Origin of the sequence: Actinocrinis sp. (assembly GCF_035946395.1) — a bacterium.
Classification (GTDB): Bacteria; Actinomycetota; Actinomycetes; order Streptomycetales; family Catenulisporaceae; genus Actinocrinis.
Genome location: NZ_DASYZI010000420.1, coordinates 1 through 12,429, shown reverse-complemented (window position 1 = coordinate 12,429; position 12,429 = coordinate 1). Strand labels below are relative to the sequence as shown.

Here is a 12,429-nt window from a genome sequence, read left to right as displayed (position 1 = left end):
CGGGTTCAGGCTCAGCGGAAGTGCCGCATGATGCGCTGCCGGTAAAGCTCGTACGTCGCCCCCGAGTCGTCGCCGCCATGCAGAACCGTGTTCTCACGGCCGGCGATCTCATCGGCTTCCTGAGCGGTGCAGCCGCACAGCACCTGTGCGGCCATTTCGTTGTGGTCGGCCAAGGTGTCGGAGACGACCCGGGCCCGCATGGCGAACGCCGCGCCGAGGGCCACGTCGGCGCGGTACTGCCCGGAGGCCTTCAGCAGCACCTCCAGTTCGTCGGCGGTGACGCCGCCCGCGTAGCCCGCGGCCACGCCGGCGCCACCCCAGAGGTCCGCCCGGCGTGACTCGGGAAAGGCGTTGAGCGCGTCTACGTAGCGCTTCATGTTGCCGCCGTGGACGAACCAGAGCGCCCGCGCGATGCCCTGGTCGATGGCCCGGTTGACGTACGGGTCCGGGGCGAAGCCGGGGTAGTTGCTGCCGACGTACTGCTCGTCGACCCACTTGCGGGTGTGGAAGTAGGCCTGATGGAAGCCGTAGCCGTCCATGATCATCCATCGCATCGCCGGGTAGTCGGCGAGCTTGCGGTAGTCGGGCAGCGCCCGCTTCCACATGAACTTGGGCAGGTGCGCGAGGGTGAAGCCGATGCCCATGTAGCCCATGAACAGGTGCTTCGATCCGGGGGCCGAGTGGAAGTCCGGGCCGGCCATGAAGGTCTCGGTGATCCGGTGGCCCGGCATCGGGGACATCGCGTCCCGCATGGCCAGGCCCATCACGGCGCCCTCGTACGCGAAGCCCTGGTACTCGCGCCGCACGCTCTCCAGCCGGATGACGAGGTCCCCGTGGTCCAGCCCGCTCTGCTCGATGCCGAGTTCGAACCCGAACAGCAGTTGGAACGCGCTGAACTCCAGCTCGTCCCGGGCCGGGGCGTCGGTGGTGTCGAACCCGCGCACGGGGTACCGGATCGAGGACGTCGGCGGCGCGGTGATTCGCTTGCGAATCGACCCTAAAAGCGTCGCTCCCATAGAAAAGGTCCCTCACGATCGACTCGGAACGCTGCTGTTGTCTTCTGCGCGCGCACGCCAAGACCCCCCAAGAAAAGACAGGCAGGCGCTGCGCCGCTTCGAGCGGTTCTCTCCGTCGCCGCGGCATTCACCGCGAAGGTCCCGGACACCGGTCGAGCTTTCTCACGCCACACTGCGAGGATCGCGGTCGCTGGGGCGTCGATTGGCCAGCCGAAAACCTCCTATGGCACAGAATTTTCATTTTTGAGGATGCCCTACCACCCAGCGAGGCGCTTCTCTTACGTTGCCCGCCGGGGTGATTGAGCGCTCTGTTCCGGCCACGGCAATGCGACGACCTGCACAGTTATCGGCCCGCTTTATGCAGTGCGTTCACCGATTACACCGAGTAACGCAGCCTTCATATATTCCCTTGACACTCAGACCCCGGCGCCTCAGGCTTCATCCACCCATGGACTCGGCCCGCCCGGCACGGCATCCGGCCGACACGAGTGCGGGCGGGAGCGACCGGTCGGTCCGGTCGCTCCCGCCCGCAGCCTCCCACGGTGGGCCAGAGCCCTTCTAAGGCAGTGTCAGCTGACTGTCAGTCGGCACAGCCGTCATCAGCCGACGGATACCCGTCCTCGAACGTGGCAGTAGCCGGTGGCGCAGGCTCGGCCGACAGCAGAGTCGGCCGAGCCAACAGCCGCACACAAGGCCACGATCAAGTCCGAAGCGTCGTTGTGCCGCGTCAGCCGACCCTGCTGGGCGTGGCGACGTCACCGGCCACGTCCGCGGACGGCTCCAGCCCGGCGAGGTCCAGTTCGAGCTGGTCCGCCGGGGGGATCGGCATCCACTTCTTGCCGTGCGCGCCGAGCGCCCTCGGCGAGTAGCGCCAGTCGCTGTTGCCGGCGAAGACGACGTCGCGCATCGCCGTGGCGAACCGGCGCCAGTTCGAGCCGAACTCCTCGAAGCCGAACTTGGCCACCTCGCGCGCGTACACGGTCAGCGGGAAGGTGTTGCGCTCCTTCCACTCCTTCGGGGCGCGGAAGCGGTACCAGTTGACGTGCCGTGCGCCCGCCGGGAGCGTGAACGTCGCGGTCGCGCCCTGGGCGGGGTCGCCGAAGCCCATGTACGGGGGCACGAAGTCGAGCTTGCCGAGCCGCTCGAACATGCGTCGGCCGGCCTCCGCGTGGGTTATCCGGCCCGCGGTCGCGTCGTCGACGTCCTGCTTCGCGGCGCGCATCGTCGCGACGACCTCGGGCAGGTGGCTGCCGAGCACGCCGATGCGGCTCAGATCGGTGGTCTTCGCCAGGTGGCTCGGGTCGTGCGATCCCAGGTACCTGATCAGCAGCGCGAGGGGGCCGAACGCGCCGAGCATGTTGCCGAGCGCCCAGTGCCGGTTCCACGCGTTCCACGTGTCGTAGCTCGCGAACGAGTCGAAGGACCGCGACACGATCATGTCGTAGTGGTCGAACCCCGTGTTGACCACGTCCTCGATGTGCTGGAACCGCTCGACCGCGTAGTCGTCGTCGGCGACCGCCTTGAGCAGCGTCTCGGCGATCATGTCGACCGCGACCGTGAGCACCGACATGCCGCTGGAGTACAGCGGGTCGAGGAACGCGGCGGCGTGCGGGAGCTGGAGCATCCGGTGCGCGAGGTGGTGCGGCGAGGAGTACTGGAGCCGTCCTGACCCGATCCACGGGCGCACCGTCGTCGCGTCCTCGAAGTGCCGGGCGACCGTCGGCAGGCCGGAGATGATCCGGCGGAACTCCTGCTCGGGCGTGCCCTGTGGGACGGGGTGCTTGCGGCGGTCGAGCAGCATGCCGACGCTGGTGAGCGGGTTGGTGGCCTCGCGGTGGTTGTTGAACGGGATGACCCAGATCCAGCCGCCGTCGAAGATGTGGTGCAGCGTCGACTGGCCGAGCGGCGACGGCATCTTGTGCTTGCCGGGCGGCTTCATCAGCATGTCCGCGCTCTTCATCCCCATCATGTGGGTGTAGAGCACGCGGGTGTCGGTGGTGAACCGCGGCACCTCGTCGCGCAGGCCGAGCTGGTCGGAGACCAGGGAACGCATGCCGGCGGCGTCGATGAGGAACTTGGCGCGCAGCGTCTCGCCGCCCACGGCGTGCAGCGCGACCTCGTCCTGCTTGAAGTCGATGTGCTCGATGCGCATCCCCTGCTTGAACGTCGCCCCGTACTTGATCGACATCGCGGCCAGGAAGGCGTCGGTGTCCTGCCGGAACAGGTGGGAGTCCGGGCCGATCGGCGGAGTCAGCGTCGGCAGCTGGTTGATCTGCTCGACCTGGTGCTCCTTCCCGGCGGAGTGGTACATGTACGTGAACGAGCGCTTCACGCCGCAGTTGCTGCTGACGTTGTCGCGCAGCGCGTGGAACGAGCCGATCCACCCGATCTCCGGCACCCCGTACTTCTCGCCGATGATCCGCAGCCGGATGCCGGTCTCCGGGATCAGCGATTCGCCGATGGTGAACCGCGGGTGGACCGCACCTTCGAGCAGCAGAGTCTTCACCCCGTGCTTGGCGAGGATGCACGCGAGCATCGAGCCGCCAATACCCGACCCCAGGATGGCCACGTCATATCGATCGGTCTGCATGGATTCCCCACGTTCAGGGTAGTTCGCGGATGGTTTGCCTCGGTGGGCCGCAACGCCCGGCGTCCGCCTGCCACGGCGTGCGCCTCGGTTCCGCCCTCGTTTCTGCAACGCCGCCGAGGCGGACCGTCGCGAGTGTGTTTACGCGGCCCGAGGTGACAGTCCGCGGCCACGGTCATTCGAAGCCTGCATAGCCTTTTCTCCGCACGACGCTGTCGGCCCAGGTGCAAAGTGCCCTGATTCGCGGGTGTGACCGTAATCACCGGAAGGGTCTATGCAGATTTCGAAGTCCTCCCGCGCATGACTGTTCCCGGTCGCAATTCCATACGCTCTAACACTGACGGTGCGGCGCACGTTCGTCTTCTCCCGCGTTGCCGAACGCGGTGCGAGAGGCTCGCACGGCAGTCGAACGGTCACCGGACCGGGTATCCTTGCCCGCCTTTCGCGCAGGACACGGATACCGGCCCGCGTGTCAGAACCCAGCGAAGCTGCGCAACCCGGAAGTGGCCCGCGCGCGGCGGCCCGGTGCAGGATGTTGATCTCAGCTCGGCGTGTGCGGCCAACCAGACGGACCCGGGACGGACGATGAGTGGGAACCCCTTGCGCAGGGCCCTGCGGCCACTGTCATTCGCCCAGATCCGCTGGGTGACGCCGGTGCGGCGCGGCGCCGCGGACCGGCGCATCTCGGCGATCTACCGGGAGATGGAGCGGATCCTCGGCGTGATCTCGCCACCGGTCGCGCTGCACTCCCCCGCGCCGGACGCGCTCGCGGCCTGCTGGGTCATGCTCTACGAAACTCTGTTCGCCCCGGGGCGGATGGACCGCGCGGCGAAGGAGGCGGTCGCGACGGCGGTCTCCGTCGGCAACTCGTGCCCGTACTGCGTCACCATTCACAGCACGATGCTGCGCACCCTGGACCACGTGCAGGGCGCCGACGCGATCGAAGAGGACCACACCGAGTCGATCGCCGACCCCGCGGTGCGCGCGATCAGCGAGTGGGCCAGAGCCAGTGTGCGCGCCGACAGCGCCGCCGGATACGAGCCGCCGTTCCCGGCCACGCACGCTCCGGAGGCCGTCGGGGTGGCGGTCGTGTTCCACTACTTCAACCGCATGGTCAACGTGTTCGTCCGCGACGCACCACTGCCGCCTCTGGTGCCGAACGCGGCACTGCCCGTGGTGTTGCCGGGGCTCTCGCTGCTGATGTCCTGGGCGTACCGGCACGAGGCTCCGCCCGGAGCGTCGCTGGACCTGCTGCCCGCCGGTCCGCTCCCGCCGGCCCTGTCCTGGTCGGCGGGCAACACGCACATCGCGCAGGCCTTCGCCCGGGCGAGCAGCGCCGTCGAGGCGGCGGGACGCCGCTCGGTACCCGCCGCGGTGCGCGATCTGGTCCTGGCGCAGCTCGCCGGCTGGGACGGCGGCCCGAAGGGGCTGAGCCGCGCCTGGGCCGACGAAGCGGTCGAAGCCCTACCCGCCGACCAGCGTCCGGCCGGCCGACTCGCCCTGCTGGTCGCCTTCGCGTCCTACCAGGTGGACGATGCGGTGGTCGCGGCGGTCCAGGCCACCGGCGTGACCGACGCAGCGCTCGTCGAACTGGTCTCGTGGGCGAGCCTGGCGGCGGCGGGCCGGGCGAGCGGCTGGATGTGGATCACCGGCCGCGAACCAGGCTGGCCGCGAACCAGCTCTCAGGCCTCCAGCGCTCAGAACCCCGGCTCTCAGGACACCAGCTCTGAGGACACCAGCTCTCAGGGTTCGAGCACTCCCGTCAGCTGACAGGCGTTGGTATCCGCAGCCAGCCGTGTTCAACAGACGACAGCGTCGAATGGACGACGGCGTTCAAGATGACGGCGGTCCTCCGTCACCGTCACCCGGTCATCCATCGCCCGGTCATCTATCAACCAGTCATCCACCAACCTGGTCAGCGGAACCGGTCCTGCACCTTCCGCCGCCACAGCTCGTAGTCGGGCAGCGACTGACGCTCGCCGACGAACATGGACGAGGTCTCGTCGGTCAACTCGATCACGTCCGCGATGGACATGTCGCAGATGACACGCGTCGCAACCTCGGTGTGCGGAGTGTCCAGGTCCTCGTACTGGCGCGCCTTGGCCGCGAACACCACGCCTGCGGCCACCTCGGGCAGGTAGTCGCCCGCAACCTCGCGCAGCGACTTGAACATCTCCGGATCCCCGGCCCCGGCATACGCGGCCGCCACGCCGACACCGCTCCACAGATCCACCAGGCGATGCGAAGCGAACGCGTTGACCGCCGCGGCCACCGCAGGAGGGTTTGCGCCGTGCATGAACCACAGCATCCGCCCGATCCCCTGGTCGAACGCGCGCGCAAAGTACTCCGGCCGGTTCATCCACGGGTACGGCTTGGGCACGCGCTGCTCGTACACCCACTTCTTGGTGTCGAAGTACGCCTGGTCGAAGCCGTGCCCGTCCACGGCCAACCAGCTGGCCCGAGGGTGGAACCACTGGTCCTGCAACTCCGGCAGCACCTTGGACCACAGCACCCGCGGCAAGTGCGACATCGCGAACCCGATGCCGATGTAGGCGACGAACAGGTGCGGCGCGGCGTGCCCGTCCAGCAGCTTCTTGGTCCGATCGGAGCGCCGGCCGGGCATCACGTCCAGCAGCGTGAACGCCATCGTCGCGCCCTCGTACGCGAACCCGCGGAAGTCGCGCTCCACCATGTCCAGCCGCAAAATCGCATCCGGACGGTCGCCCAGCTCGATGCCATGCTCGAACCCGACGATCACATGCTGCGGAATGCGCTCCAGGTACCGGGTCTCAGCCGTCGGGGTCAGCGGAAAGCCGCGCCGGGCAAAAGTGACCTCATCCAGCGACGGAGCGAACAGGTTCTTGCGCAGCGCGCCGAACAACGCGGTCATGGGCCTCCGTTCACGGACAGGTCAGTCGCCACACTCGGGAGCGCAGTCACATATTCGGAGCCGAAGGCGCATTTCGTCTTCTCGCTGCGTGCCCGGACCCCGCTACCGTAGCAGCACCCAGTAGCACCAAGTGCTACACGTCGGTACGCTGTCCCCATGGCGACGCAGCCGGAAATCACTCAGCGCGATCTGCGCAACAAGTCGAAAGAGATCATGGACGCCGTCGAGCACGGGCAGGCGTTCACCGTCACACGTGACGGGCATCGAATCGGTGAACTGATCCCGCTGCGCACGCGTCGGCGGTTCGTTGCGCGCGTGGAGTTCGCCGCAGCATCCCGCGGCGCTCCCCCGATCGATCTCGACGCTTTCCGTGCGGACCAGGACGCCGCCGCCGAGCACGATTCAGGCGACCCGTATGCCCGCTGAGCCTCGCCGGCAAGGCCTGCTCGACACCAACATCGTGATCCTCCGGGCATGGATCGACCCGGCCGAACTGCCGGACGAGATGGCCATCACGGCGATCACCCTCGCCGAACTGTCGGCCGGCCCCCACGAAGTGCGGGACAACCACGAGCAAAGCGCTTACGACGCCCCGGCCGAGCGCGCCCGGCGCATGGACGTGCTTCAACGCGCTGAGCACGAGTTCGACCCGATTCCGTTCGACGTGGAAGCGGCGCGCGTCTACGGCAGGGTCACGGCCGCGGTCGTCGCGACAGGACGCAAGCCACGCCGCCGCGCCCTCGATCTGATGATCGCTTCGATCGCCATCGCAGAGGGCTTGCCGCTGTACACCACCAACCCCGGCGACTTCGCCGGACTGGAGCAACTCATGACCGTCGTTCCCGTGCATCGGCCCGAATCCGCACCCTGACCACCGGCGCAATCCCGGGTGCACAAGACCAAGCTCTCGCGAAGGGACCGGACCTCATCAACTTTCAGATGAACATCTTGTGCATCAATAAGGGAATTTATCCGGAATGCTCGCGAGCCGCGCGTGTAGACAGGATGGCCCTGTCCAGGCTTTCAGCCTGCGCCGCGCAGTTCCTTCAGGCGCTTCTCCTCGTGGCCGATAGCCCGGTCGAGCGGCGCGGGCACCTTTCCGGGCAGGTGGCGGGCACGCTCCAGTTCGAGGTAGCGCAGGTTCGCCTCGTGTAGCTGGATGAGGCTGCCGTTGAAGGACGACTGCTCATCCTTGGTCTTCTCTGGGTAGTCCTTGCAGAGGCCGCCGATGCCGATCCGTGCCATGATCGCTGAGACGGGGACGGCGAGCGCCGCGTATTCCACCGGTAGGTTCAGCAGGGTGACGATGGTCGGGGCGAGTAGGGCGAGATCCCTGTTCTCTTGCAGTTCCGCGCACAACGGCTCGTGGAACCGGCGCACGAACGCCCTGACGAAGTCGAGCGAGAACAGCGAGTAGTTGAAGTACTTGGCGTTGCGGATCGACGAGGTCAGATCCTCGCCGCCGAGGTCTGCACCGGCGCTGAGCGCCACGGCTTCGACGACCGTCAACTCTTCGTCGGGTTTAGCCGCGATCACGGCCTCGCGATACGCGGCGAACACCTCGCGTCCGAACGCCTCGACCTCAGGATCCGAGAGTTCGAGAGCGTATGTTTCCCAGTCAATGACCGGCATGAGGCGACTCTTCCCTTCCCTGCCCGGCCGCCAGGGCGGCCTGCATGAACCGCAGCGCTTCGCGCCACAACCGCAGGCCGTTGAGCGTGCCGACGACGGTGGACGATCCGGGCCCGAACACCTGCTCGACCCTCTGGTCGAAGGCCTCGGACGCGCCGCTTTGCCGGGTGGCCAGTCGGCGCAGCAGTTCTGGGTCCATGACCCCGGCGACCATCTCCATCATGGCCCGATAGTCAGAGTCCTGAGGATCAGCGGGCTGCGCGGGACCACTCGCCGAGAGCGCCTTCTCGGCGGCCGCCATGTAGCGGAAGGCCTCGCGCCACATGCCGAGGTCGCTCAAGGTCACCAGGTTCTGGAAGGCGAACCGTCCGAGCCGCTGTTCGAGCGCCGCCACGAACTCGGCCATCTGCCCGCCGAAGAACGCCCTGGCCATCAGGTCTTCGCCGACGATCCGAACGATGCGGTCCGCCAGCTCGACATGCATCGGGTACATGTCGTCGGACCTGATCTTCACCCTCTCAAGCGGCTGGTCCTTGAAGTGCACCGTACGGACGGTGAACCACTGGACGATCCCCTCCTCAAGCGCCGTCCCCCGGCCCGGCGGCCCCTTCTCGACACGACGCCCGTCCATGTCCACCGTTCACCCCTCCTGACTCACCTCGTCAGCGTTGGATGCAGCATAGTCAGCCCTCTGCTGAAAGGCCCCGGACGACCAACGACCCGGCCTCCAAAGACCGGAGGCGCCAGGGCATGCGGGGCGGCGCTGGGCCCGGCGCTTCATCCCCGAGCCTTGGGATAGTGGGTCGCGACAGGATGATCGACTCGGAACGCGTGTCGTCGGCCGGTAATTGCCAGCGCAGTGGTGCGAGGGCGTCGGCGAGCGAACTGAGGATGGCAGGGCTATGCACTGTCGGCAGCAGAATGATCGCGAGGTCGAGCCCTTCTTGCGCCAACGCGGCGGTCTCGGCCGCCACACGCGACACGGCGCCGGCCGAGTCCGCGCGCACGGGGATCTGGCTGGACAATGTGATCTCCTTCGGGTCCCGCCCGACGGCCTGGCAGTGCGCGTAGAGGATGTCGCGCTTGCGGGCGAACTCCTCGGGTTCGCCACCGATGAAGTTCCAGTGTTGCGCGTAGAGCGCCGTCGTGCGCAGTGTGCGCTTCTCGCCCAAACCGCCGATGCAGATTGGCGGATGCGGCTGTTGCACGCCCTTCGGCTCGCAGCGCGCGTCGGTAAGCTGGTAGTACGTGCCGGAGAACGTCGTGGCCGGTTGAGACAGGAGACTGACGAGCACGCGACAGGCCTCTTCGAAGCGGTCGCTGCGCTCACGCGGGCCGCCGAGTTCGATGCCATAGGCATTCGACTCCTGCTCGGCCGCACCGGTGCCGATGCCGACCTCCAGGCGCCCGCCGGAGATGACGTCCAGCGTCGCGGCCATGTTGGCCAGCACCGCCGGGTGCCGGTAGTGGATCCCGCTGACCAGCACGCCGAGCCTGACGCGGCGGGTGGCCTGCGCGAGAGCGGCCAACGTGGTCCAGCCCTCAAGGCAGGGGCCCGAGGAGTCCCCGCTGACCGGATAGAAGTGGTCGAACAGCCACCCGGACTCGAACAGCTCGATCCCGTCAGCCTCCTGCCAGACCGGGAGAATCTGCTGCCAGGTGGTGTGCTGCGGACGGGTCTTGAAAGCGAATCGCACCGTCGCTCCTCGTCTCGTCTCGACGCGTCGCGGCAAGCGCGTCGCGGAACCCGGCCAACCACATACGTCCAAATGGACGGCCGAGTTTATCGCCTGGACCCGGTCACGCCCAGGCCGCTGATGTGCCAGGTAGTGTGCTCGACCATCGCGAACACGTAAGCACGACTGATGACCACGGCATGGCATCGGTCAGTTATCCGGAAGTTCCGAAGTCCGCTACCCCACGTAACTCGACCCGGCCCCGGCAAAGGCTTCTGAACAGCACGGGTGAGGTTATCGACAGCGCGGGGCGTGCGGCGGTGCGGCCGGTGCCCGCATCCGTCCGAGCGCTTCTACTGGCGGTCGTTGCACGTGCGGTGCAGACTCCTACTCCTGGTCGGTGTGTGTGACGCAGGCGCACGTGTGGGGAGCGAGGGCGAAGATGGGCCAGGCGGAGCCGGTGCGAGAGCAGGCGCCTGAACCGGGGGCACAGCGGGAAAGGACCGCCGGTAAGGATTCGGGCGGCGAGGTGGCGGTACGGGTACGGGGTCTGATCAAGTCGTACGGCAACGTGCACGCGGTCAGGGGCGTCGACTTGACGATCGCGCGCGGCGAGGTGTTCGCGCTGCTCGGGCCGAACGGCGCGGGCAAGACCACCACGGTGGAGATCCTGGAAGGCTACCGGCGCCGGGACGGCGGCGAGGTCGAGGTCCTGGGGCTGGATCCGCAGCGCCAGCGCGCCAGGTTGAAGAAGCGCATCGGAATCGTGTTGCAGTCCACTGGCATAGACAGCTATCTGACGGTGTCCGAGACCGTCGCGATGTACGCCGGTTACTACCCGCATCCGCGGCCGGTCGGCGAGGTGCTGGAACTCGTAGGGCTGACCGAGAAGCAGGACAGTCGGGTGGCTCGCCTTTCCGGCGGGCAGCAGCGGCGGCTGGACGTCGCGATCGCGCTGGCCGGGGATCCCGAGTTGCTGTTCCTCGACGAGCCGACCACCGGCTTCGACCCCTCGGCACGGCACGAGGCCTGGCAGGTGGTCGAGAATCTCACCTCTCTCGGCAAGACGGTGTTGCTGACCACGCACTACATGGACGAGGCCGAACATCTGGCCGATCAGGTCGCCGTGATCGCGGGCGGCCGGATCGTCGCCGAGGGCACGCCGGCCACCCTTGCCGGTCGCGACACGGCGCGCGCGATCGTCGGATACCGGCTGCCCGACGCGGTCGCCGCGCCGCCCCGGTTCGGCGGGGCGCCCGGATCCGATGGTCTGATCGAGTTCGCGCCCGACGATCTCACCGCCGCGCTGCACCAGCTGACCGGGTGGGCGATGGACCACGGCGTAGCCCTCGACGGGCTGCGCATCTCGCGCCCGACCCTTGAGGACGTGTACCTGCGACTGACCGGCACGGCGCCTGATGAAACTGACACAGTGCCCGACGGCACCGCGGGCGAGCGCCCGAATGGAGAGCAGCGATGAACAACGTGCGACTCACCTTCGTCCAGCTGGGCTATGTGAACAAGGCGTTCTGGCGCAACCCGGCGGCGGCGGTCTTCATCTTCGCGTTTCCGCTGATGTTCCTGGTGATCTTCACCGCACTGCTCGGCCACGGCTACGTACACCTCGGCGGCCGCTCGGTGCATCAGTCCACGTACTACGTCGCCTCGATGGGCAGCTTCGCCGTGATCAGCGCCACCTACAACTACATCGCGATCAGCATGGCCTTCCACCGTGACAACGGCGTGCTCAAGCGCACCGACGGGACGCCGCTGCCGACCGGCGTCTTCTTCGCCGCGCGACTCGTGCACGCCCTGCTCGTGTCGGTGCTGCTGATCGTCATCACCGTGGCGTTCGGCAGACTCGTGTACCAGGCGGACATCCCGTCCGGCGGCGCGCTGGCCCGGTTCGCCGTGATGCTCGTCGTCGGCGCGGCCGCCTTCAGCGCGCTGGGCTTCGCCGTCACGGCGATCATCCCGAACGTCGACGCGGCCGCGCCGGTCGTCAACGCCACGATACTGCCGCTGCTGTTCCTGTCGGGCGTCTTCATCCCGCTCGGCGACGACACCCCGCACTGGCTCGTGTGGATCGCGCGCGTCTTCCCGGTGCGGCACTTCGCCGAGGGCATGCAGGCCGGCTTCGTGAACACCGCGTTCCACTGGAGCGATGTACTGATCGTCGGCTTGTGGGGTGTCGCGGGAGTACTGCTCGCGGTGCGCTTCTTCAGCTGGGAGCCCCGCGTCTAGGCCTACCCAGCGGGTCGTGGCACGCACCCACCGGGAGGCCCAACGCTGAGCCTTCCCGAAGCGGTCGAGACCATGGCCAGCTACCCGCGACCAACCGGTCCAAGAGGCGGTCGCGGACATGTACGGTGCCGATCAGACAGTGATCTCACGTACCGTCGCCCGCCTCACGCCACACACCGATCTACCGCAGACCACCACGAACGGTCCACGACGCACTCCGGGCCGTCCTCGGCCTCTACTTCCTCAAAGACACTTTCGTGCAAGCCTCCATGCCTGTTTGCTCGCCGACTCCGGTGGCCTGTGCCACACTTGCCCGGAAGATTCTCGTTACGAAGGGCAGCACTCCGTGGCATCAGGCACAGTGAAGTGGTTCAACTCCGAAAA

The 12,429-nt window shown here is 67.5% G+C and carries 10 protein-coding genes and 1 pseudogene; 5 read left to right on the top strand and 6 right to left on the bottom strand.

Going from position 1 to position 12,429, the window contains the following annotated elements:
• Positions 1 to 11 precede the first annotated feature (11 nt).
• Together VGS97_RS26520 and VGS97_RS26515 are read right to left on the bottom strand one after the other, a co-directional pair.
• Positions 12 to 1,016, bottom strand: coding sequence for a DUF1702 family protein (locus tag VGS97_RS26520; RefSeq protein WP_326856388.1), 1,005 nt, complete (start codon positions 1,014 to 1,016; stop codon positions 12 to 14).
• A 727-nt stretch (positions 1,017 to 1,743) separates the two neighbouring features.
• Positions 1,744 to 3,606 (bottom strand): NAD(P)/FAD-dependent oxidoreductase, encoded by a 1,863-nt coding sequence (locus VGS97_RS26515; protein WP_326856387.1) that lies wholly within the window; start codon positions 3,604 to 3,606, stop codon positions 1,744 to 1,746.
• A 582-nt stretch (positions 3,607 to 4,188) separates the two neighbouring features.
• Here VGS97_RS26515 and VGS97_RS26510 point away from each other — a divergent pair.
• Positions 4,189 to 5,373 carry a carboxymuconolactone decarboxylase family protein gene (locus VGS97_RS26510; RefSeq protein WP_326856386.1) on the top strand — a complete coding sequence of 395 codons (1,185 nt, stop codon included), beginning with the start codon at positions 4,189 to 4,191 and terminating at the stop codon, positions 5,371 to 5,373.
• A gap of 145 nt (positions 5,374 to 5,518) precedes the next feature.
• Here VGS97_RS26510 and VGS97_RS26505 read toward each other — a convergent pair whose 3' ends face one another.
• Positions 5,519 to 6,493 carry a DUF1702 family protein gene (locus tag VGS97_RS26505; protein ID WP_326856385.1) on the bottom strand — a complete coding sequence of 325 codons (975 nt, stop codon included), beginning with the start codon at positions 6,491 to 6,493 and terminating at the stop codon, positions 5,519 to 5,521.
• A gap of 156 nt (positions 6,494 to 6,649) precedes the next feature.
• On the opposite strand from VGS97_RS26505, the gene VGS97_RS26500 reads away from it, so the two are divergent.
• Together VGS97_RS26500 and VGS97_RS26495 are read left to right on the top strand one after the other, a co-directional pair.
• Complete coding sequence (locus VGS97_RS26500; RefSeq protein ID WP_326856384.1) at positions 6,650 to 6,919, top strand: type II toxin-antitoxin system prevent-host-death family antitoxin; 270 nt, start codon at positions 6,650 to 6,652, stop codon at positions 6,917 to 6,919.
• Positions 6,909 to 7,364: a type II toxin-antitoxin system VapC family toxin gene (locus tag VGS97_RS26495; protein ID WP_326856383.1), complete on the top strand. Its 456-nt coding sequence runs from the start codon at positions 6,909 to 6,911 to the stop codon at positions 7,362 to 7,364. The genes VGS97_RS26500 and VGS97_RS26495 overlap by 11 nt, the downstream gene beginning before the upstream one ends.
• A 152-nt stretch (positions 7,365 to 7,516) precedes the next feature.
• Here the strand turns inward: VGS97_RS26495 and VGS97_RS26490 are convergent, their stop codons facing one another.
• The 3 genes and pseudogenes from VGS97_RS26490 to VGS97_RS26480 form a co-directional block, all read right to left on the bottom strand.
• Positions 7,517 to 8,125, bottom strand: a complete 609-nt coding sequence (locus tag VGS97_RS26490; RefSeq protein ID WP_326856382.1) for a hypothetical protein — start codon at positions 8,123 to 8,125, stop codon at positions 7,517 to 7,519.
• Entirely contained in the window at positions 8,112 to 8,762 is a 651-nt protein-coding gene (locus tag VGS97_RS26485; protein WP_326856381.1) for a hypothetical protein, read from the bottom strand. The genes VGS97_RS26490 and VGS97_RS26485 overlap by 14 nt, the downstream gene beginning before the upstream one ends.
• Before the next feature lie 217 nt (positions 8,763 to 8,979).
• Positions 8,980 to 9,822, bottom strand: a pseudogene (locus VGS97_RS26480) (LLM class F420-dependent oxidoreductase); the annotation flags it as partial.
• 508 nt (positions 9,823 to 10,330) lie between these two features.
• Between VGS97_RS26480 and VGS97_RS26475 the strand changes: the two are divergent.
• On the top strand, positions 10,331 to 11,281 hold the full coding sequence (locus tag VGS97_RS26475) for an ABC transporter ATP-binding protein (RefSeq protein WP_326856379.1): 951 nt from the start codon (positions 10,331 to 10,333) through the stop codon (positions 11,279 to 11,281).
• Complete coding sequence (locus VGS97_RS26470; RefSeq protein ID WP_326856378.1) at positions 11,278 to 12,045, top strand: ABC transporter permease; 768 nt, start codon at positions 11,278 to 11,280, stop codon at positions 12,043 to 12,045. The genes VGS97_RS26475 and VGS97_RS26470 overlap by 4 nt, the downstream gene beginning before the upstream one ends.
• Positions 12,046 to 12,429 lie beyond the last annotated feature (384 nt).

Excerpts from the sequence above, each read along its gene's own strand:
- VGS97_RS26515 (WP_326856387.1), bottom strand. The coding sequence starts at position 3,606 with ATGCAGACCGATCGATATGACGTGGCCATCCTGGGGTCGGGTATTGGC.
- VGS97_RS26520 (WP_326856388.1), bottom strand. The coding sequence starts at position 1,016 with ATGGGAGCGACGCTTTTAGGGTCGATTCGCAAGCGAATCACCGCGCCG.
- VGS97_RS26505 (WP_326856385.1), bottom strand. The coding sequence starts at position 6,493 with ATGACCGCGTTGTTCGGCGCGCTGCGCAAGAACCTGTTCGCTCCGTCG.
- VGS97_RS26495 (WP_326856383.1), top strand. The coding sequence starts at position 6,909 with ATGCCCGCTGAGCCTCGCCGGCAAGGCCTGCTCGACACCAACATCGTG.
- VGS97_RS26510 (WP_326856386.1), top strand. The coding sequence starts at position 4,189 with ATGAGTGGGAACCCCTTGCGCAGGGCCCTGCGGCCACTGTCATTCGCC.
- VGS97_RS26500 (WP_326856384.1), top strand. The coding sequence starts at position 6,650 with ATGGCGACGCAGCCGGAAATCACTCAGCGCGATCTGCGCAACAAGTCG.
- VGS97_RS26470 (WP_326856378.1), top strand. The coding sequence starts at position 11,278 with ATGAACAACGTGCGACTCACCTTCGTCCAGCTGGGCTATGTGAACAAG.
- VGS97_RS26490 (WP_326856382.1), bottom strand. The coding sequence starts at position 8,125 with ATGCCGGTCATTGACTGGGAAACATACGCTCTCGAACTCTCGGATCCT.